The sequence below is a fragment of the Pseudoalteromonas sp. T1lg65 genome, from assembly GCF_051930985.1.
Taxonomy (GTDB): domain Bacteria; phylum Pseudomonadota; class Gammaproteobacteria; order Enterobacterales; family Alteromonadaceae; genus Pseudoalteromonas.
In genome coordinates, this window is the sequence record NZ_CP196837.1 from 3,452,503 (window position 1) to 3,473,878 (window position 21,376).

At 42.8% G+C, this 21,376-nt stretch carries 23 protein-coding genes; 6 read left to right on the forward strand and 17 right to left on the reverse strand.

What is annotated here, in order from left to right; all coding sequences use genetic code 11:
• Window positions 1-15: 15 nt before the first annotated feature.
• Window positions 16-2,139, reverse strand: coding sequence for an ATP-binding protein (locus ACSLBF_RS15375; RefSeq protein ID WP_440054237.1), 2,124 nt, complete (start codon window positions 2,137-2,139; stop codon window positions 16-18).
• Between the two features lie 342 nt (window positions 2,140-2,481).
• Here ACSLBF_RS15375 and ACSLBF_RS15380 point away from each other — a divergent pair, with 342 nt between their 5' ends.
• From ACSLBF_RS15380 to ACSLBF_RS15390, 3 genes are all read left to right on the forward strand, one after another.
• The gene (locus tag ACSLBF_RS15380) at window positions 2,482-3,345 is read left to right on the forward strand and encodes a DMT family transporter (protein ID WP_440054238.1); all 864 of its coding nucleotides are present in this window, start codon (window positions 2,482-2,484) and stop codon (window positions 3,343-3,345) included.
• Window positions 3,342-4,055 (forward strand): glycerophosphodiester phosphodiesterase, encoded by a 714-nt coding sequence (locus tag ACSLBF_RS15385; RefSeq protein WP_440056248.1) that lies wholly within the window; start codon window positions 3,342-3,344, stop codon window positions 4,053-4,055. The genes ACSLBF_RS15380 and ACSLBF_RS15385 overlap by 4 nt, the downstream gene beginning before the upstream one ends.
• A 186-nt stretch (window positions 4,056-4,241) precedes the next feature.
• Entirely contained in the window at window positions 4,242-5,456 is a 1,215-nt protein-coding gene (locus ACSLBF_RS15390) for a methyl-accepting chemotaxis protein (RefSeq protein WP_440054239.1), read from the forward strand.
• Here ACSLBF_RS15390 and epmA read toward each other — a convergent pair.
• Together epmA and efp are read right to left on the reverse strand one after the other, a co-directional pair.
• Window positions 5,453-6,427: an elongation factor P--(R)-beta-lysine ligase gene (epmA, locus tag ACSLBF_RS15395; protein ID WP_440054240.1), complete on the reverse strand. Its 975-nt coding sequence runs from the start codon at window positions 6,425-6,427 to the stop codon at window positions 5,453-5,455. The two genes, ACSLBF_RS15390 and epmA, sit on opposite strands and share 4 nt — an antisense overlap.
• An 81-nt stretch (window positions 6,428-6,508) precedes the next feature.
• Entirely contained in the window at window positions 6,509-7,075 is a 567-nt protein-coding gene (efp, locus tag ACSLBF_RS15400; protein ID WP_440054241.1) for an elongation factor P, read from the reverse strand.
• Between the two features lie 41 nt (window positions 7,076-7,116).
• Here efp and epmB point away from each other — a divergent pair, with 41 nt between their 5' ends.
• A complete protein-coding gene (gene epmB / locus ACSLBF_RS15405; protein ID WP_440054242.1) occupies window positions 7,117-8,130 on the forward strand; it encodes an EF-P beta-lysylation protein EpmB in 1,014 nt (337 codons plus the stop codon).
• Between the two features lie 42 nt (window positions 8,131-8,172).
• Here epmB and ACSLBF_RS15410 read toward each other — a convergent pair whose 3' ends face one another.
• Window positions 8,173-8,382 (reverse strand): hypothetical protein, encoded by a 210-nt coding sequence (locus ACSLBF_RS15410; RefSeq protein WP_440054243.1) that lies wholly within the window; start codon window positions 8,380-8,382, stop codon window positions 8,173-8,175.
• Between the two features lie 239 nt (window positions 8,383-8,621).
• Between ACSLBF_RS15410 and ACSLBF_RS15415 the strand changes: the two genes are divergently transcribed.
• Window positions 8,622-8,915 (forward strand): prephenate dehydrogenase, encoded by a 294-nt coding sequence (locus ACSLBF_RS15415; RefSeq protein ID WP_440054244.1) that lies wholly within the window; start codon window positions 8,622-8,624, stop codon window positions 8,913-8,915.
• 44 nt (window positions 8,916-8,959) lie between these two features.
• Here the strand turns inward: ACSLBF_RS15415 and ACSLBF_RS15420 are convergent, their stop codons facing one another.
• The 9 genes from ACSLBF_RS15420 to ACSLBF_RS15460 form a co-directional block, all read right to left on the reverse strand.
• On the reverse strand, window positions 8,960-9,442 hold the full coding sequence (locus ACSLBF_RS15420) for a DUF3016 domain-containing protein (RefSeq protein ID WP_440054245.1): 483 nt from the start codon (window positions 9,440-9,442) through the stop codon (window positions 8,960-8,962).
• Window positions 9,443-9,854: 412 nt separating this feature from the next.
• Entirely contained in the window at window positions 9,855-10,121 is a 267-nt protein-coding gene (locus ACSLBF_RS15425) for a hypothetical protein (RefSeq protein WP_440056249.1), read from the reverse strand.
• A 53-nt stretch (window positions 10,122-10,174) separates the two neighbouring features.
• Complete coding sequence (locus tag ACSLBF_RS15430; RefSeq protein ID WP_440054246.1) at window positions 10,175-10,813, reverse strand: DUF4178 domain-containing protein; 639 nt, start codon at window positions 10,811-10,813, stop codon at window positions 10,175-10,177.
• Between the two features lie 64 nt (window positions 10,814-10,877).
• Window positions 10,878-11,567 carry a PspA/IM30 family protein gene (locus tag ACSLBF_RS15435; protein ID WP_440054247.1) on the reverse strand — a complete coding sequence of 230 codons (690 nt, stop codon included), beginning with the start codon at window positions 11,565-11,567 and terminating at the stop codon, window positions 10,878-10,880.
• 15 nt (window positions 11,568-11,582) lie between these two features.
• Entirely contained in the window at window positions 11,583-11,996 is a 414-nt protein-coding gene (locus ACSLBF_RS15440) for a DUF2170 family protein (protein ID WP_440054248.1), read from the reverse strand.
• A gap of 80 nt (window positions 11,997-12,076) precedes the next feature.
• Complete coding sequence (locus tag ACSLBF_RS15445; protein WP_440054249.1) at window positions 12,077-13,768, reverse strand: polyamine aminopropyltransferase; 1,692 nt, start codon at window positions 13,766-13,768, stop codon at window positions 12,077-12,079.
• A gap of 48 nt (window positions 13,769-13,816) precedes the next feature.
• Entirely contained in the window at window positions 13,817-14,716 is a 900-nt protein-coding gene (locus ACSLBF_RS15450; protein WP_440054250.1) for a DUF350 domain-containing protein, read from the reverse strand.
• Window positions 14,717-14,740: 24 nt separating this feature from the next.
• Window positions 14,741-15,685, reverse strand: a complete 945-nt coding sequence (locus tag ACSLBF_RS15455) for a CHAD domain-containing protein (protein ID WP_440054251.1) — start codon at window positions 15,683-15,685, stop codon at window positions 14,741-14,743.
• Window positions 15,686-15,900: 215 nt separating this feature from the next.
• Window positions 15,901-16,683, reverse strand: a complete 783-nt coding sequence (locus ACSLBF_RS15460; RefSeq protein ID WP_440054252.1) for a sporulation protein — start codon at window positions 16,681-16,683, stop codon at window positions 15,901-15,903.
• 204 nt (window positions 16,684-16,887) lie between these two features.
• On the opposite strand from ACSLBF_RS15460, the gene ACSLBF_RS15465 reads away from it, so the two are divergent.
• Window positions 16,888-17,601, forward strand: a complete 714-nt coding sequence (locus ACSLBF_RS15465) for a hypothetical protein (protein ID WP_440054253.1) — start codon at window positions 16,888-16,890, stop codon at window positions 17,599-17,601.
• 75 nt (window positions 17,602-17,676) lie between these two features.
• Here ACSLBF_RS15465 and ACSLBF_RS15470 read toward each other — a convergent pair whose 3' ends face one another.
• From ACSLBF_RS15470 to ACSLBF_RS15485, 4 genes are all read right to left on the reverse strand, one after another.
• Window positions 17,677-18,204: a hypothetical protein gene (locus ACSLBF_RS15470; RefSeq protein ID WP_440054254.1), complete on the reverse strand. Its 528-nt coding sequence runs from the start codon at window positions 18,202-18,204 to the stop codon at window positions 17,677-17,679.
• 536 nt (window positions 18,205-18,740) lie between these two features.
• Complete coding sequence (gene groL, locus ACSLBF_RS15475) at window positions 18,741-20,387, reverse strand: chaperonin GroEL (protein ID WP_440054255.1); 1,647 nt, start codon at window positions 20,385-20,387, stop codon at window positions 18,741-18,743.
• Between the two features lie 48 nt (window positions 20,388-20,435).
• The gene (locus ACSLBF_RS15480) at window positions 20,436-20,723 is read right to left on the reverse strand and encodes a co-chaperone GroES (protein ID WP_336567574.1); all 288 of its coding nucleotides are present in this window, start codon (window positions 20,721-20,723) and stop codon (window positions 20,436-20,438) included.
• A 144-nt stretch (window positions 20,724-20,867) separates the two neighbouring features.
• The gene (locus ACSLBF_RS15485) at window positions 20,868-21,374 is read right to left on the reverse strand and encodes an FxsA family protein (RefSeq protein WP_440054256.1); all 507 of its coding nucleotides are present in this window, start codon (window positions 21,372-21,374) and stop codon (window positions 20,868-20,870) included.
• Window positions 21,375-21,376 lie beyond the last annotated feature (2 nt).

Genomic DNA, 21,376 nt, shown 5'->3' on the forward strand with positions numbered 1-21,376 from the left:
CTGTTAGTGAAACTTCTAAGACGTTTCACTATCCAGCGCTTTGATTGCAGCTTGACGCGAGTTTGAATCACTGAGTTCCCGTGCTTTCTCTACTGAGCGTCTTGCTAGCGCAGATACCTGCTCCCACTCTACATTTTCCGGTTGCTGTGCAATGCGCTTTTTGGTTTGTTGTAGCTTTGTGTACAGCATTGTCATTCCCATCCTATGCGCTTCTTCAACTAAGTACTCCAGTTTATCTTGCGCTAAAGGGATCACTGAAAGCGCAACCAACCCTTTGATTTGAGCAAGCTCATAATCAAAATGATCCGATAAATTCATAAGCTTAGTATTAATTGTTTGCAGCTCATTATGCCGTTGATAGTCTAGATAAATAGACTCATTGACCAAGTCCATCTCAGTGATGACTTCAGCTTGGTGCATGGGCGTTTTTTCAATAATAGAATACAGCTGCTCTGCCGTAATTGGCTTGGTCAGGCAGGCAAACATCCCTACGTTAATGCACTGTTCTTTAAGTTGAGGATCCGCATCGCCTGTCAAGGCTATCACGCTTGGTATGCGGTTTAGAGTCAGGTTAGGTAACTTCTCGCGATACCATGTTAGGCCATTACCATCAGGTAAATTCATATCGAGCAAAATCACATCGATGTGCTGTGAAGATAAGCACTGTTCGGCCTCAGAAAGACTCTGAGCAACAAGATGGTCCAGAGTCATATCTTCAAGATAACCAGAAATCACTTCAAGGTTCATCTGGTTATCCTCAACCACTAATACAGTCAAAGGTAATTCAATCATTCGCTTAGGTGAAGTGAACACCACTTTTTGGCACTTTTTGGCCGACATTACAAAGCTAAAACAAGTCCCTTTATCCAATTCACTGTCTATCTTAAGTTCAGAGCCAACGTCATCTAATAGCTGTTTACACAGTGCCAGACCCATACCACCACTTTTGGCAATAGAGTCATCATCTGAGAAACTCATAAAAGGCTGGAAAATTGCCTCTTTTTGCGCCCCAGTTAACCCTCGACCGGTATCCGTCACGGCAAATCGCAATTGTTGTTGATCACCTTGCTGCGCTATCACTTCAGCCGATAATGTAACGCCCCCCTTATCGGTATACTTTATCGCATTAGATAACAGATTTCTTAGCACCAAACTCAAGGTATCTTGTTCAAGCAGATGCTGTTCATCCGGTGCAATCCCTTTCAGAGATAGACGTAAATCAAGCGCCTTGGCCTGTGCCAATGGCTGCATTAAGCGGATAAGTTCTTGTGTATGTTGACTAATTGATATTCGCGAGGGAGTTTGCACACAATGCTCCCCTTTTGCTTGTAACAACACTTGATTTGCAAGGTTAGCCAAAGACATCGCAGCATTGACGATAACATCACATAGTTGACCATGTTTAGCAGGTTCCCTAGGGATCCGTTTCAACGACTCAGCATTCCCAACTATGGCATTCAATGGAGTTCTCAGCTCGTGACTCAATAAAGTTAGATAGCGTCCTTTAATCTGAGAGCTTTGTTCCGCTTGCTGTTTTAATCCCAGTAATTCCTGCTCCTTTCTACAACTACACAGTAGGCAAAGTGAAAAACAAAGCAATAATGGCATGATTATGAGTGAAATAGAAAAGAACAGGTTGACCCAATGCATACTCACTAGGCTATCGTCTACAGCGTAGCTTCCGAGCATGAAAAGCCTGAAAGTAAACACACTTAATAGACTGATACATGACAGCGCAAACGCCCAATGGGCAGCACTGAACCGTTTGGTATTTCTATCTTTGCCAAGATATAGCGCACGTAAGCACATTAGCATCGCCAAGGACCAAATACTGTAATTCACTATCACCCGAGCGATAAAATTAAAATCCACATACAAAAAATAAGTGAAAACGCTGCCACCTAGGCTAACAATAAGGTACCACGGCCAAGTAATACTCTTTACTTCGAAAAAGGCATCACAACCTCTGACTAGCAAAAATAATCCCACCCCAAAGATTATGTTAGGAAAATAAATAGAAATCGTAATCGGTAGATGGACAGCGGCATGAGCAATACAGGCTAAAGCCATAAGCAGAGCAAACAAAGACCATTGTTGTGTACCTGCCAATCCCTTGTTAATGATCCAGTTTACCGCCATAAAAATAGCGCAAATGCAGGTTGTTAACGCGAGTATTTGGATCAAAAGTATCGGATCAGCCATGTCTATAAGAAAATTAATACATAATTATTAGTTTGTGAGCGCAGTATATTATTGCATCAACCAATTTTGAAGAATTAATCGAATTATTTGTTCAGATTTAGCTAATGACGATATATTTTAGAGGAACAAACGGTAAATTTTTGTGGCACAGGTTAAAAACTTTGTCATTGAACGACCAAATTACAGATACATTGTTGCTTTCAACCGCTACTAAAATTAATTCAACCTCCATCATGCGCATGCTAGACTGAGCAAAAAATATATGCGCTCATCATTTCCATGCAAACAAATCACTCAGCTTTGCTAACGCTTCATCTGTCCGTTATTGTATTTGGCGGCACAGCGTTGTTTTCTAAACTCATCGCTTTATCTGCATTGGATATTACGGTTTACCGCACAGGTATTGCATTTGCGGTACTACTGTTCATTTTAACCCTACAAAGTAAGCCAAGATTACTGAAACGAAAAAAGGATTACTTAACCGCAATTATGTTAGGTAGTATTGTCGGTTTGCATTGGGTAACTTACTTCGCCAGCATGCAGATGGCAGGAGTAGCGGTTGGTATCATCGCCTTTTTTACCTATCCAGTGATGACCGTTTTTCTAGAACCTTTGTTTACTCGTACTAGATTAAAAATCAGAGATTTGTTCAGTGCATTTCTGGTGTTATTTGGAATTTACCTACTGGTTCCCGAAGCTAGCCTCGGAAATCAAGTAACGCTAGGAATTCTTACCGGTATAGGATCGGGAGCATTATTTGCTACTCGTAATCTATTACAAAAAAAGTACTTTTCTCAGTACAGCGGACCACAGACGATGCTGTACCAAACTTTGGTCGCTTGTTTGATGTTGGTGTGTTTTGTTGACACCCCATTAACCGAAGTGCCAGAGCGTGATTTATGGCTGCTATTGCTAGCAGGTAGTGTATTTACCGCACTGCCACATGCACTCTTTGCGTCAAGTCTACGTTACCTTTCGGCGACCACCGTCGGGTTAATATCTTGTTTACAACCGTTGTATGGAACGTTACTTGCCTTTATTCTGCTGCAAGAAGATATTTCGTTCACCACCTTAATAGGAGGCATTTTAGTCGTCAGTGCCGCCTGTTTTGAAACTTGGTCAATTACAAGGAAAAGCAAATAATGCAAGTCATAGCACATCGTGGAGCAAGTGGCAGTTACCCAGAAAATACCATTGCAGCAATTGAAGCCGCATTGAGGGTGGGTGTAGATGCGATTGAGTTAGATGTGTACAGCTGTCTAAATGGATTTGTCATTATTCACGATAGTTACCTAGAAAGAACAACCAATGGCGCAGGAAAAGTCGAGCAGTTTGCAGAAGATTTCTTTGCGACCTTGGATGCAGGGAATGGACAAGCAGTTCCAACTCTCTCGCAAGCTTTAACAGCGATTGGCAAAACAACCTGTATTCAGCTTGAGCTCAAAACCATACAGTCGGTAGAAATACTAGTCCACGAGCTGCAAAAGCATATTAAGCAAGATATCATCGAGTTAGATCAACTTCTTATATCTTCTTTCAACCATCATTTAGTCCTACAAATTAAACAAGCGCTCCCACAAGTCAGAGTGGCCGCACTGACCTCATCGATTCCGTTACAGTATGCTCAATTTGCAGAAACCCTGAATGCTTATAGCATCCACATTGATGCTAATTTTATCAATCAGGCATTCGTCGATGACGCGAAAAGTAGAGGGCTGAAAGTCTTTGTGTATACGGTCGATAAGCTATCAGAAATCGACCGGATGGTTGAATTGGGTGTTGACGGGATTTTTACCAATTACCCGTGCCAAAGCAAAATGTATTTACAGCAAATCACTTCCAATCTGAAGTAAGCTTGGTAGAGTAGGTCCATAAACAGCATTATGTATTTAAATGCAATGTTGGCCAATAATATCAACCTACATTGCCAATTTTAGGTTCTCTAACAGCTTGATCGCTTTAGCATTGTCAAACAAGCTCGCTCATCTATACTGAGACAAATAAAGTGGCACAGTGAAGAGCCCAATATGAGTTTTTATATGCGCATATATAATTTAATCGAAGAATCTCTGTTTTTCACTCTTACTCGTAAAATTGTCGGCAATCTCGGGTTTTTGTTTGCTTTTCAAACTATTACTTTAATTTGGCTGTACTCAGAACTCAGTGATAAGAACTCAGGGACAGGTCTATTTTGGCTGCTCACCCTTGTGATTATCAGTGCCTTTGCCTTTACCGTGTTTTACATGCGGTTTCTAATAGTCAGGCCAGTACAAGCAATGCGAGACGTGTTGGTGCGAGTCAACAAGCAAGACGGCAACTTAGACGCGAAACTTCCTCAGTTTACATTTGACGAATTTCGAGAGCTCAGTGAACAGTACAATCACTTTACTTCTCATCTCGGACATTTGCTGGCAAAAACCTATGAAAGCGCTTCTGCCGCAACAACGAGCAACCAAACTGTTACACAATCAATGAAGGCCACCGCCGATTATGGTAAACAGCAGTTGTCACAAGGTGACACCATTATCGCGGCGTCCGATCAGGTGTCACATAGTCTACAAAGTATTGTGCACAATACCGATCAGGTATACCAAGCCAACACTGAAAGCTTACACTTCGTGCGTGGTTCTTCACAATCGTTGCAAACACTGGTTGATGAAGTAAAACAAATCACCACCTTGTTGGGTAACTTTTCTTCAACGGTTACTGGCCTAAAAGAGAACAGTGAGAACATTCGTAGTATTTTAAAAATGGTTGAAGAGTTTTCCGATCAAACAAACTTATTAGCACTCAATGCAGCCATTGAAGCTGCCAGAGCCGGTGAAGCAGGTCGAGGGTTTGCCGTAGTTGCCGATGAAGTGCGCTCACTATCCGTGAAAGTGAACAACGCCACTCGTCAAATCAGTGACTTTATCAACCAAATGAATGTATTAGTTGGCGAAACTAATCAAGAGTCCGAACTGTTGATCCGTCACTCTCGCTCAGCGGAAGACGCCATTAGCAAAACGTCAAAAGGCTTTTTAGACATGAGTCATGACTTTGAGCGAAACCAAGCACAACTTGAGGAAATTGTCAGTGCCGTGCATCAATTAGAAGATACACAGAATCATACTCATCAGGCGGTGCAACAAATTGTTGAACTAGGTCAACAATCCAAGTCGCAAATCGACAGTGCGGTCAATAAATGCGAACACGCCCAGCAGCTCACTGAAACTACCCAAAAAGAGCTGAAGCGTTTTGTTTCACGTGCTTAAGCACGTGAAACATCGAAGGCAATCACATCGCTGATCTGAGTTTTGTTCAGTGCTAACATAATCAACCTATCGATACCCAAGGCGACGCCTGAACAGCTCGGCAGCCCTGATTCTAACGCCGCCAATAAGCGTTCATCAGCTTGCACCGGCGGTAATCCCATTGAAACTCTCAGACTATTGTCTTGCTCAAAACGAATGCGTTGTTCACCTGCATCCGTTAGCTCGTTAAAGCCATTCGCCAACTCCATGTTTTGATAATACAACTCAAAACGACTTGCCACTCTAGGATCATGTTCCGTTAACTTTGCAAGTGCAGCTTGAGAAGCGGGGAAATGATAGACAAAGCAAGGGCGTTCTTGACCTATTTTAGGCTCCACTTCCATGCAAAATAGCAGTTGTAGTAAGGCATCTACGCTCGTCTCATCTCGTGCTATTTCTTCATATCCATAGCTATGTGCTATCTGTTTTAACTCATCAATAGTTGCAATGAGTGGATCAAAACCTAAGAGCTGAATAAATGCCTGCTGATAGGTCATCGATTCACTTTTTGGACAGGCTAAAATATGCTGCATTAACGTATCGATTTCAGCCATGAGTGCAAATTCGTCATATCCGGGTTGATACCACTCCAGCATGGTAAATTCGGGGTTGTGATGACGACCAGATTCTTCGTTTCGAAATGCTTTGCACAATTGAAATATAGCGCCGCTTCCCGCAGCCAAAAGCCGCTTCATGGCATACTCTGGTGAAGTTTGCAGGTAAAGTGGTAAGCCTTGCGCATGCCCCGGACCAACAAATTGCGTACTAAAAGTATCTAAGTGCACATCGGTGACCGATGCCTGAGATAGGCTCGGGGTTTCCACTTCCATCACACCTCGTTCAGCGAAGAAAGCACGGATTTTGTTAAGAATAAGCGCCCTTTGTCGCAATGTTTCAATACTTGCACTCGGCTGCCAGTTGCTGTGAGACATTTTTCACTCCAAAAAAATCCCAGCCTAAGCTGGGATCCTATCGATTTACTCACGATGTAGGCGAGTAAATTAGTATTTCAGTTACTTAACCCGGCTTACATACTCGCCACTACGAGTATCAACACGAATCACTTCACCGATTTGTACGAATAGCGGTACACGAACTACTGCTCCCGTACTTAACGTCGCTGGCTTACCACCAGTGCCCGCTGTATCGCCTTTTAGACCTGGATCAGTTTCTGTGATCTCTAGCTCTACAAAGTTAGGCGGAGTCACAGCAATCGGGTTGCCATTCCATAATGTGATGGTACAAACATCGTTCTCAACTAACCATTTCACGTTTTCACCCACAGCTTTTTCATCTGCTGCGATTTGCTCAAAGGTTTCATTGTTCATGAAGTGCCAAAACTCACCGTCAGTGTAAAGGTAAGCAAGATCGGTATCCATTACATCAGCGCCTTCAACTGAATCACCTGACTTAAATGTCTTCTCCAGTACTTTACCTGAAATCAACTTACGGATTTTTACACGGTTAAATGCTTGACCTTTACCAGGCTTTACCATTTCGTTTTCTAAGATCGAACAAGGTTCACCGTCGATCATGATTTTTAGACCGCCCTTGAACTCGTTGGTGCTATAATTCGCCATCGTATCCTCTAATTCTACGTATTCGAGTAATAAACCTGCTAATGATACAAATAAATGAAGTAAATTTGCATACTAACTGGCAAAAAGAATTGGCAAATGTTGTCACCGATCCGCAAGAGCTTATCCAATTACTGGCGTTAGAGGGCCATTTTAGCGCAGAGGACATCGCTGCTAAGCGTTTGTTTCCAATGCGAGTTCCACGTCCTTTTATCGAAAAAATGCGTAAAGGCGACCCACTCGATCCGCTGTTATTGCAAGTATTGCCTAAGCATCAAGAGTTTTTAGCAAAAACTGGATTTAGCAAAGATCCGCTCGATGAACAGGACACCCCCGTACCGGGGTTGTTGCATAAATACCAAAGTCGCGTGCTATTAATGCTAAAAACGGGTTGCGCGGTAAATTGTCGCTACTGTTTTCGTCGTCACTTTCCCTATCAGGAGAATCAGTTAAACAAACGAGGCTTAACAGAGGTGTTTGCTTATTTAGCAGCACACCCTGAGATAAACGAAGTTATTCTCAGTGGCGGTGATCCACTCATGGCCAAAGATGACATGATTGACTGGCTGATCACCCAGCTCGAATCTAGCTCCCATATTAAAAGGCTTAGAATACACAGCCGATTACCTGTGGTGATCCCTGCACGGATCACTGAGCAACTGTGCAATCTATTAGCCAAAACCAAGCTGCAGACCATCATGGTGACTCACGTTAATCACCCCAACGAAGTTGACACCAACTTCCAAAATGCCATGCAGCAGTTAAAAAATGCGAACGTGACACTACTAAACCAAGCCGTGTTATTAAAAGGCATTAATGCTGATGCACGCACACAAACAGCGCTCAGCGAAGCACTATTCGAAGCAGGCATCTTGCCCTATTACTTACATTTGTTAGACAAAGTAGAAGGCGCGAGTCATTTTGACGTAGAAGAGGTTGAGGCTGTTAATGTGACGCGGGAAATGTTGGAAAACCTCCCCGGCTTTTTGGTACCCAAGTTGGTAAGAGAAATCGGCGGCAAACAAAGTAAGACGCCGATTGATTTGCAGTTAACTTAACGGACAATCCTTAGGCCAACTACCCATCAACGTCAGGTTTGATTAAACGTAAACGTTGATGTTGTTACCTAACGTTGCAGTTACTGATTGGGCGGGAGTTTTAGCAGCTGCTGAATTCCCCGCGGCTTCAATAAGTGCAAGCGCGGCTTGTCCATCTGCTTTCTGTTGCTTTTTTGCCAATACGGCGCTGTATACTTCGCCGCTTTGGCCCGCTCCAGACATGGCAGGTAGGTTACTTCCGGAAATATTCATAAGTATTTACCTAACTTTTATTGATGGATCTTGGTTGGTATCGGCAACTCAATCTAAAACTTTAGGATAATTTTTTAAAAATTGATTCTAATACTTTAGAGCTAAAGCTCTCTCATTTTACCGCTGCTCGGACAACAACATTATGCGCAACAAGAAAGTCTATATAATGGGCGTTTACAGACTGACATTTGGTTTTTAAACGCTTAAAATAGCCGACTATTAATTTTACAGGGGGCACCATGCAAAGCGTTATAGACAAACTCAATGAAAATCTAAAATTGGCATACCGACAAGCCGTTGATGCTGATAGCAAATTAGATGAGTTGCAAAAACAAGGGCATGGAAAATTTAAAGCACTGTTCAGCGAAGACGCTGGGTTTAGCTTTGAAGCAAAACGCTTTAAACCCTATTTATTAGATGTCGCAGCCGATGTCGAAGCGCTTAGTAAAGCCGAATCGCTTGACGAGCAACAACTCAAGCAAACCATAGTGAAACTGCAAAACTTGCTACAACTGCTAGCAACGTTCAAATAAAATTAAAAAGAGCGGTATTAATACGCCGCTCTTCTTTACATGACCTAAAGTAAGCTTTTTAGGTCTGATTCAAACCATTCAGTTAGCAGCTGCTTTTCGTAATGTAGACTCTCATCCATGCCGATTCTGATACGGTCCATAAACGCCATGTCTTTCAGCTCTTTTTGTTTTTCAACTGCCAGTAGCTTGCCATCTGGTGCGGTAAAGCTGTAGCTGATCTTAAAGCGAGGAAAATAAATAGGTTTAATAACACGAATTTCTTCACGGTTTAGTAAAACATCACCAGCAAGGTCAACGTCATCAAATTGCAGTGCTAAATCGTAACCTTCAGGAAGCTCTTTCGCTAGTTTTTGAATATGCTTTTCAAGCTGCTTAGCCACTCGATCATGATAGCCACTACGGTTCTCATTAGAAGGTCTGACATCGCGATAATCATTAAAATCCAACCAAGTTACTCTTGCCTCACCAGCGCTAGCCATCATTGGCAAAAGCACTAAGCCAATCCAACCCATACGTAATTTCATCATTACCTCCTGTTTTGTTTAAAGCAGCTTATTTAACCTTAGCTGAGGTTAAATAATAAACGAACTTCTAGCCTGTTGTTTAGTGACTTTACCGCCCTTTACACTCAAAAACAAAAAATTACATGCTTGATAGTCCTAGTTTTTAGACCATGTTTAGATCTGAACGTTCATACCATATTTAACCCCAGCTGCGTATAAGGGTTTTGGTAATCCAAAACTAAGATTCCGCTTAGTTTTTAACATCCAATGATGGTGTTTTGCTCAATATCAAGGGCGTTTTCACTCGTAATAGCCGGCTATTACGAGTGAAAACAACGAAGAGAGTGTGCAAAATAGCTTTATTGGGCAAATTCGCTTATGCGCAGCTGAGGTTATTTAGGACGAGCGGTAGGACTAGTACCGCTGAAAAGCAATACTAGCCCTTGGTGTTTGCGTATCGCTTGATCAACAAACTTGCAACCTGTTGTTTAACTGCTCGCTTGTCTTCAGGATCCACACCGAAACGTTGTGCCAACAAGGCAATTTCTTCGTCGGTAAGGTTAAACGACAATCGCTGTCGGGTTTTCTTGGATTTAACCTCAAGACTGAGGATCTTACGGATCATATCCGATGGGGTAAGCTCCTCGTCGATAGCTTGTTTTTTTAAGCTTTTTTGTACTTCCGTACTGAGATCAAAGGCCATTTGCGTGGCCCTAAGTGCTTTTTCCTGACGTTGCCATTTTGCCTGTTTATCTGTCACGAACCCGCTCCAGGGAAAAGCTCCACAATATCACTCAATGGCCGGGTAAGTGTCAGTGAGACCTCAGTCTCGCCGCCATCCCACACTTCAATGTTAAGACCGTGCTTTTCATCTGGCGAGATTAATTCAATTACTTCACAGACTTCTCCACTCTCATCTTGATAGCGCGGTAACGTGCGATTGCGATAATCTTGCTCATAAAAGTAGGCGACATACGGCGCTTGGTTCTGCTGATAGCTTTGTCCTAAAAAACGCTCAAATGCAGCAGGCCTTGAATGAGTGTCTATGTGAGTCAACGACTCTTCATCAAAGATCCGAGCAAATTCATCTAACGTGAATATCGCATCTACATCATCACGTTGGATCTTAACGGAAAAGTTGGCAAACTCCTCGCCGTCATCTTGTTCTATTTGTAAAAAGACAATCTTGCCCGAGTCTGATTCGAGTACAAACTCGTATTCTGCGCTGTGTTGATACTGATAGGTCTGCACCGCTGTAACTTTAAGCGTTTGACCTTTTAGCCAATCTGGATAAGCAAAGGAATCAATCACTGTCAGCATGTCACCCACTCGCAAGTCGCGAGCATGGTTAAGTTGGCGCTCTGGGGCTTTTTTAGATTTGAAAAAACCGAACATAACTCACCTATGAAGAAAATAGACAAAAAAGGAGGCCAAGCCTCCTTTTATCAAACAAACTGCATTACTTGGCTTGTTTTGCCTTAATGCGCTCTAGAATGTCATTGCTCTTTTGCGTCGAGCCAATGCCTGCCTCGGCCATTTTTGCTTTCAAGTCCGCACCGGTTGCCGCAGCTTCTAACTCTTTCGCCGCTGCTAGTTGGTCTTGTCTGTCTAGTTGACGCTGTTTGATGCGCTCTAGCGATTGGCGTGCATTAACCATAGAGGATTCGTTGGTATTTAGCGTGCTGTTCACAGCCATTGTCGCCTTTTGTACACTTTCAGTGGTTTTAACCATAGTCAGCTGACGTTGATTTTCTTTAATAGATTTTTCGGCATCTTTTACTTGCTGCTTTAGCAAGATAACGTGCTTACTAAAGCCATCTAGCACTTGCTGGTGCTCTGCTTTTTCAGACTCAAATTCACCGATCTTCTCAGCGATTTCTACAGCTAGCGCTTCATTGCCTTGTTGTAGAGCTTGACCAGCGTATTCTTCGTGCTCAACGATACTTTCTTCTATCGCAGCAAGCTTACGCTTAGTTTGCATTTCTTTTGCCATCACTTCTGTTAGGCTTTTCTTCGCTTTTGCCAGCGCATCTTTTGCATCGGCAATTTCTTGTTCGAAGATGCGAATGCCATTAGCGTCTACAATCGCCTCTCCAACTTCTCTGGCGCCGCCACGTACTGCTGTAAATAATTTCTTTAAAATGCTCATCTCACTTCTCCACTCTTAATCTTTCAGATACACAGTCACTGCATCAAGCGCTTCAATCGCATTGTCTGCCAGTGTGACTAGCTCGTGCGTGATTTCATCAATTGAGGAGGAAACAGCCAACGCACCAAAAATAGCATACTGCTCGTCAATTTTAGCGAACGCACTCAGTGGGATTGGTACGTTAAGCTTTAACAGCGCTTCATTTAACTCGTTCAGTAACTCAGGCTTCACTTCGCTCTCATTGAACAAGTAGCTGATACACACCAACTGCTCTTCTGTCTGAGTCACAAAGATCGGTAATTCGTCATTTCCATCTACAATCACTTGCAATACATCCTGCTCACCCTCATTAGAGATCAGGAAGGATTCGAAATTCGCACCTTCGGTTTCAAATGATGCCAATTTGATTGATAACTCGTTTAATTCCATCTTTATTTACCTTTTCGATTTGACATATTATGTCTGAGTTAAGATTTGCATGTGCGACATATTATGTCAACACCCTTGCGTTAATTTTTATACAACTCATCTTCTCTTTGCCATGCTTGACGATAGTAATCGTATAGCACACCAGAACCTAACCTATTGACTTCAATATCTTTATTCTTTTCAAAAAAACGGTTTGGAAACGCAAAAGAAGACAATAAATATTTTTTACTTACCCAGTTACTCGGTACTGGTAAAGACTCAACATCAGCGATTCTAGCGCTCGCAGATTGACCCGTACGCGTTGCAATAGTCCACCCCCACTGACCAAAAGAAGGAATGTTTTGTTGATATTGCTCTACGTGCATAAAACCCGCTTGTTTGACTGTTTTAGCAATACTAATAAACGCCTTCTTGGCATGGTAAGGCGATGTTGATTGAATTGCTAAAGCGCCATCAGGAGCCAGTAATTGCCGCACATGATTATAGAAGTAATCACTGTACAGTTTATTAAGATCAGGGTGGTTTGGGTCTGGCAAGTCGATAATAATGGTGTCGAACTGTAAACCACGGTCGAGCATGCTTTCAACTTCTAAAAAGGCATCTCCTACAATCACTTCTGCTCTAGGATCATTAAGTGAGTCGCGGTTGAGTCGTACCAGCTTATCAGTGATTTCTGGTCTTGGTGTATATTGCTGCCCCTGCAGACCAAACAATGATAGTAATTGCCCATCCAAATCGATTAGCGTCGCTTGTTGCACTGGCCACTTAAGTACATCACGCAGCGCCAACCCATCACCACCACCAATGATCAGTACTTTATCGTGTCGGTTAGACGCCAACATCGCAGGATAAACCAACATGGTATGATAAATTTGCTCATCAACAGATGAAAACTGTAAGCGGCCATTTAAAAATAAATCATTGATAGGCGTTGAGTGAGCGCGACTCAGTCGCTCGGTGATCACCACATGTTGATACTTGGTCGATTCTGAATAAATCACTTTGTCTTTGTACAGTACATTACTCAAGTCTTTCATCCACACAGTGCCGTTGTGAAGGATAAGAGCAAACACCCCAAACAGTATGAGATGGCAAACGAGCAGCAGTTTTGCGAAGCGCACATAAGCGTGATAGCGCCACAAAAATATCAATCCAGCAATGATATTGAATAGCGCTGTCCAAGCGGCTGCCTGCATAATCGGCAGTGCGAGCATGATAACGACCCAGATCGCTGCGCCAACACCCGCGCCAATATAATCAGCCCCATAGATTGTCCCCGCATTGTTTTCTAAAAATCGGCCATAAACCTGTTGACGAATACGCGCGATTAAAGGGATTTCCATGCCAATCAATATCCCCAACAGCAGACCAAATACATAAGGTAAAAAGCGTGCAAAACTCTGCAACTGCTGAAGTGGCATACCATCAAGTAAACTGTCTGATGGTAAATTATAAAGACTGGATAATGTATGAGGCAGAGTGTAAGTAAATGCGATGATGCTAGCGATGACCAAAATGCTGCTCATCCCCAACAACGCAATTAAGCTCTCCAACCAAGCAAACGCGGTAAAAGGGTCTTTAAACCAGCGCGCTAGAAACGCACCAATCCCCATCGCCACGATCATCGTACCGATCATGGCATAAATGGCGCTTTCAACTGAACCAAGCACCCGACCAGCATAATGCGAAAGTAAATATTCGTAGATCAGTCCACAGCCAGCAAGTATGGCCATGACACCTATCAGTAAGACATCGTGACCAAGCAGCGACATGCAGCTGGTCACCTTAGACTGATTTGAAGAAGCTGAAGCGCTCAAGAGTTAGGCACCAAGTAAAGTCGCCATAGTAATACCAACAGCAAAAGAAAGTGCTGCTGAGATGGTCGCTACGCCAATGTTTTGTTGGCGGTTAACTTCATCGGAAATATCTTTACCTGCAAGGATGATTTTGATCATCACTAAGTGCAATAAGATAAACAAGACAATACTACCTAATGCCGCAACGCCCCAGTAAATCAAACTGCTGCTAATACTATCGGCAACATAAGGCGCTAAGCCAGAAGCTGCTGTTAATGCCAGTGCAGAACCAATCAAGAAGCCAGCATAACGAATGCCTACTGCAATGTTGTTATCTTTGATCGCCTGTTGCAAACAGTCACCATTGCGATTAGTGCGTTTAAATAACTGCACACGATACTGACTAACCAGCAGCATACATACATTACCAATCACAAAAGCGACAACCACAATTGGTAGCCCGTGCCAGCCTTCAGTCAACACCCATAACAAAGCTGAGCGGATCACAATAGCAACACTCACCACATGACCAAAGTCTATTAATGCTGAAGCGATGTTACCTTTGATAATTTCACTGTGTAAGTCAACTTTACGCAATGCCACCTTGTCTTGAAAAAAGTGACCCAGTTTTATTAGCACTATCCCTACGACGCCATAACCTGCCATTTGCAATGCTTCTTGCATTAACGTACTCGCAAAAGCGCCGCTAGAAATACCCGTTAATACGATTGCAAGGGCGGTTAAACCACCCGCAAAGCTCAAGCCAAATGCAAAATTATCTCGTTCAGTGATCTCATCGTTAGCATGTAGGTTAGAAACCCAGCCTTTGATGTATTTTAAACTCACAAATAAGGCGATGATCACCGCCATATCGATAAGTAGTGCCTGGAAAGTCCAGACGGTTAATCCGTTAAATTGATACATGTGTAAACTCCGCTATCTAATGCGCTACTTGCCTCGGCTCACGCCGCGAGAGGTCCGGTTTGAACTATTGCGAATGGAACCCGAACTAGACTTAGCTTTCGAGTAGCTGCTTCGCGATATTGACGATGGGGTATGACTAGCACGACTCAGGCCGGTCGCAGCCGACTTCTTTTTCGCATACGGGCTGGTAAATTGCTTACCCTGACGCTGGTACGACTGGCGTGTACGCTGCTCTATCGTGTTTTGACGTTTATAGCCCTTGTAGCTGGTATAACGTTTACGTCCATAGTCATTGTAATAGCTATACTTACGGTGTCTGCTCCAGCGTCCATATTCGACATCGCCCACCAGATCGCCCAACATGCGATACATGCCATACCACATCCAAAAATTGGTTCCATTGGAATTCGTCTGCCATTGTCCGTAATTCTCATTACCGACCAGTTGGTTGCCGACAACCTCTTGGCCATTATTGGCCGCTTTTTCTGCAGCTAAGCTTACAGCACCAACCCGAGCTAAGGTGCCGTTAGACATATCAGCTAGTACATTGATGGGATCGGTAAGGGCATCGTTAAACAAGCTTAAGGAAGCAGCTTCTTTAAGTAACACCGCTTGCTCAATAATATCGCTACTGCTCATCTCCGGCGGAGGAGACTTGAGTTCCTGATGACGAGTCAGCAAGTTTTGATACAGAGGACCATTTTTGGTTGCGTCCTGTGCAATTAACTGTGCAATTTGAGTCAGCTGAGGGTTTTGCTGACTCAGTACTTTGCCATATTCAGTCAATAGGTTGGCGTTATGAACCTGCTTTTTATCAAGTGCATCACCCAGCGTATTAATTGATTTTGAGGCGTCTTCTAATGTAGCTGTAATTGATTGTTGAATACGCTCTTCTTTCGATTCACATCCCAACATTAACAAGGCCACACAGAGCAGACTGATTAGTTTCCAAACTTTATAATCGGACATTCATTGTCACCTAATCTACCTTGATGCTAATTTGAATTTTCTATTTTACATATTTAATTTGGATTACCAAGCAACATTAATATGTGGTTACACACTGTAATAATGACAATGCTCCGCGAAGTCGATAGCTCCATGAAGTTACTTAGCATCAACTGCACAGTGCTATGCACTTCGCAGCTGATGTCTATCATAAAATGAGCAGGATCACACAAGGCTTAACTGTTATTCTCAAGCATTTCATAAATCAAGTCTTCTAGCTCATCAACGTTGCCTTCATCAACAACTAATCGAGCCTTTGACTCATCTAGATCTAGCGCTTCAGCAAAGAACCCTTTAAACCCTCGTGCTCTACGATCAATTTCGAAAATCACTTCTAGCTGGCTGCCTCGGTTAAAGAACACCACCTCAACCTCATCAAAACGGCCATGAAAGTCACCGGCGATGGTTTTGAATTCCAGCTCTTGAACAAACGGCAAACGTGAGAAAGAGACCTCTTCGATACCTTCACAGTCAGATTCATAAAGCTTAAACCCTAGCTCCTCCAGTGCATCAATAACAGCTTGTTGAAGCTCCGTCGGAACCACATCGATATAATCTCTGTCTGACTTATCCAGCGCCATGTCGATATCTAGGTTAGTGGCAATCCAAGTTTCGGAGTGACCCACAGAGATCGGAGCTTCTAACTCTAAATCGAACGCAAACGGGACGTGCTTTTCTTCACCAGGTTCAATGGTAAAACGCTCATTGATATGGAATTTAGCGAGCGTATGGTGTTTTGTGATGGTTTCTGTCTCGCCCTCTTCATCTTCTCTTTCAATGGTATAGTTACACATCACTTTAAGATCGATTTTGTTGATCTCTTGAGCAACTTTTCCGCCTTTGATAAGAACTGTACCTGAAATTTCCTCACCGGGAGCGTACTGATGGTGGTCTAAAATAGTGTCGACTTTTGCTGCGCCAATACCTACAGCACCCAACGCTTTTTTAAAAAAAGACATATGCATCCTTATTTATTATTCCCCTCCACCATGGAAGGTTGTCCGTATCAATTATAGGAAAGGCAAAATCCGCGTCAACCGCTTATTTTTTAGTAAATAAAACTAGAGCGTGTTGATCTTTCCTGTTTTATTCTATCGCTATATATGCTCAAGAAAATACGTAACATGTCGATAAGCTAAGATAGCAATGTACAAGGAAAAAGTATGAAAATTAATACACATGGCGGTAGCTTGATACAACCTACCGCTTCTCACGCTCACAAGGCGTCGACGCTAAGCAGTAAAGCTGAACCACCAAATAAACAAGACATGCTTGCTGACGTCTATCATAAAGCCCCAGTTAACAGTCCTACAGCAACTTATGAACGACCCCTTTCGATATCATCTAATGACGCAGTCGTAACAAAAACAGTGGATGAAGCGCTGGATGATATCGCACTTGCAACCGTTCATCTGTACACACCTGGCGGAGATCTTTCTCAGTCCATTGAGCAAATGACCAAACAATACGAACGTATAATGTCTGAGCTGAATGAACAACAACCTCACCTAGCCAATAAAGACTGGGGCATTTCAATAGCAGAATCGGGCGAACTACAAGTTACGGGTTCTTTAACGGAAGATGAGCGAACATTGGTAGAACAAACGCTCAATAACAACAATGAATTTGTTGCCGCTGCGAATGAGTTCAAGTCCAGCTATTTAAAGTATATTGATATGGAAGTTCGTGGCTGGGCAAGGTATGACGTTAACGAAGAAAACTTCTCACAAGTTTTTGATCTTAAAGATATGCTAGACAGTTCAAAGGCCGATGATGCGTTTAAAAGTGCATGGGGTTATGAAAATAACTGGATGAAGTTACACGATAATATTTCTGCGCAACTGAGTCGTAAAGCTGGTCAACATGAAAGGGGTTAAGACTTCTATACGTAGCCCCTCGTGTTGTTATGACGGGTTACTAAATGTCAGTGCTTAATCACTCTCTTATTCCAGCTACGCATAAAGATTCACATAATTTGGAGTTACAGCAACCAACTTCTCATAATTGTCACGGTGAGCAAGCCCTTTGCTTCCCCAATTAGTTCCCATCTTGAATAATTCTGATTGTTGATCGCGCAACGCGACAATCGCTTGTAGGATTTCCTTTGAAGACTTTCCAGCTTGTTCACCTTCTTTGATAATTGCGAGTTCCTGTGTGTGATATTGCTGTGCTTCTACATCAAAGCTATCAATCGCCCTGCCAATACGGCCATGCATTTCGTCCTGATTCGCTGCGTTTACAATATCGCTCATTTTAAACATGGCGATTGGAGGTCCATATTTTTTAATTACATCAATAGAGCCTGCTAACTGTTCCTCGCTGGCTGAATTTATATATTTGACGTACCTTTCTCGGTTATCTATTTCAGGTGCAGAGCCACTGTTATGCACTTGCGAGTTCGGCGCTTTTTCAGTCGACCCCACTGTTTTACTGCTTGCTCTACTTACATAGTTGGTTGCTGTGTAACTGTTTACTTCCATGAAAACTCCCTCAGATCGCAGTAGATTTAGCTGACCTTCAATCTAATTGCCGCTTTAGGCAACCTTTTGCCACTGAATATGTAATGAGGCTAATAATTAGTATCAAAGCCACGCCATGTTCAAGTTACCAGCAAATTACGAACCAAATATTTATGCCTGTGATAATTAGGATGCAGCACTACTAAGTTACTTAACCTCAGCTGCGGATAAGAGTTTTGAAAGTGTAATTATTCAAAAATGGATAAACCTTCTAATCCAATGATGCGATTTTGTTCAATATCAAGACGTTCTTAAGCTGTAATAGCTGGCTATGACAAGTGAAAGCAACGAAGAGAGTGGGCAAATTCGCTTATTTGCAGCTTAGGTTACTTAGCTCATCAGAGCCGCCTTCACCCTTTCCACGATAAGATAGATATTCCTCCCTGAATCTTTGGTAATTTTATGGCGAGCAAGTTAAAGAATTTATTATCAAACACAAAAAACCCGGCCAAGGCCGGGTTTTTCCAAAGCGTTTAGTGCTTAGGAGGTGATGTTTATTACATCATACCGCCCATACCACCCATGCCGCCCATACCGCTCATATCAGGAGCAGCTGGCTCGTCTTTAGGTAGTTCAGCAACCATTGCTTCTGTGGTGATCATTAGACCAGCAACAGATGCTGCGAACTGAAGTGCAGAACGCGTTACTTTAGTTGGGTCAAGGATACCCATTTCGATCATGTCGTTGTATTCGCCATTTGCTGCGTTGTAACCATAGTTACCTTCGCCCGCTTTCACTGCGTTAACAACGACTGAAGCTTCGTCACCTGCGTTAGAAACGATTTGACGTAGCGGCGCTTCCATTGCACGAAGTGCCACTTTAATACCGTGGTTTTGGTCTTCGTTGTCACCTAGCAGGTCAACTAGTTTGTTTGCAACACGAACTAGTGCTACACCACCACCAGGTACTACGCCTTCTTCAACCGCTGCACGAGTTGCATGTAATGCATCTTCTACGCGGTCTTTCTTCTCTTTCATTTCTACTTCAGTTGCTGCGCCAACCTTGATCACTGCAACACCGCCAGCTAGTTTAGCCATGCGCTCTTGTAGTTTTTCTTTATCGTAGTCAGACGTCGCTTCTTCGATTTGTGCTTTAATTTGCGATACACGACCGTCGATAGCTTCTTGATCGCCAGCACCGTCAATGATAGTTGTGTCATCTTTAGTGATAACTACGCGCTTCGCAGTACCTAGGTCTTCAGCCGTTGCTTTTTCAAGCTCTAGACCGATTTCTTCAGAGATAACCGTACCGCCAGTTAAGATAGCGATGTCTTGTAGCATTGCTTTACGACGATCACCAAAACCAGGCGCTTTAACGGCTGCGACTTTAACGATACCACGCATGTTATTTACAACTAATGTTGCCAACGCTTCACCTTCAAGATCTTCAGCGATGATCAATAGTGGCTTGCTTGTTTTAGCAACAGCTTCTAGCGTAGGTAGTAGCTCACGAATGTTTGATACTTTCTTATCAACTAAAAGGATGTGTGGGTTATCAAGCTCAACTTGGCCTTTTTCAGCGTTGTTGATGAAGTAAGGTGATAGGTAACCACGGTCAAATTGCATACCTTCTACAACGTCTAGTTCGTTTTGTAGAGATTGACCTTCTTCAACCGTAATTACACCTGACTCACGGCCTACTTTTTCCATTGCTTCTGCAATGATGTCACCGATTTCAGTGTCAGAGTTAGCTGAGATAGTACCTACTTGCGCAATTGCTTTAGCATCTGAACAAGGAACAGACAATGACTTAAGCTCTTCAACAGCAGCAATTACTGCTTTGTCGATACCACGCTTTAGGTCCATTGGGTTCATGCCCGCTGCAACCGCTTTTAAACCTTCATTTACGATAGATTGTGCCAGTACTGTCGCTGTTGTTGTACCGTCACCCGCTGCATCATTTGCTTTTGATGCAACTTCTTTAACCATCTGTGCGCCCATGTTCTCGAACTTGTCTTCAAGTTCGATCTCTTTCGCTACAGAAACACCATCTTTAGTGATTGTAGGTGCGCCAAATGATTTTTCTAAAACTACGTTACGGCCTTTTGGACCTAGTGTTACTTTTACTGCATCTGCTAGTACGTTTACGCCTTTAAGCATTTTAGTGCGAGCGTCATTTGCAAAACGGACTTCTTTAGCTGCCATGTTTAAAATTCCTCTTAAATTCTGTGTCGTTTAAACTAAAAAGTAGGCTTATTCTACGATGCCTAAAATGTTGTCTTCGCGCATGATCAAGTATTCTTGACCTTCGATCTTTTCAGTTTTTTCGATGTAAGAGCCGAACAATACGGTATCGCCTGCTTTTACTTCTAACGATTTGGTCTCACCATTGTCCAACACGCGGCCGTTGCCAACTGCAACTACTTCACCACGTGAAGACTTCTCAGCTGCAGAACCGGTTAACACAATACCGCCAGCTGACTTGGTTTCTTCTTCCAGACGCTTAACGATTACGCGATCATGTAAAGGACGAATGTTCATTGGTTTAGTTCTCCTAACTGTTTCTGAACAATGACAGAAAAATCTTAGACAGGTTAGAGTTTTTACTCTCAACTTGCCCATTTTTGATTGCTTTCATTTATGGGGATGTACAATTAAAAACCCAAGAGAAAAAAATAAATTTTTTTAGTCTTTCCGCTCAAACTCGCCTTCAATTGTTGTCGAGCTATCTTTATTTCTTTGATTATTAACGTGCTGGTTGTCAAAATCTGACTGTTCATCAGGCGTCGCTTTACCATAAAACTGCGTGTGACTCCCATGCATTTGTGTTTGTACACGCACGCTGGCGTGCTTAAGTAGGGCTTTGGCAAGTTTTTTACGCACCACGGGCGTTAATAACAAAAATCCAATTGCATCCGTCATGATGCCCGGCGTCATCAAAAACACTCCGGCAATAATTACGCAAAGACCCGTAAACAAATCTTGCGCTGGCATTTGTCCTGCCGCCATTTGTTGTTGCACATTCACGTAAGCACCTAGCCCTTGTTGCTTAACCAGTTTTGCTCCTAATATCGCGGTGGCAATAACAAGTGCAATGGTGGCAAATCCGCCGATGACATCACTTACTTGAATTAACAAGGCTATTTCAATGACAGGTACTGCAACAAACAGGATAAATAATATTTTAAACATAG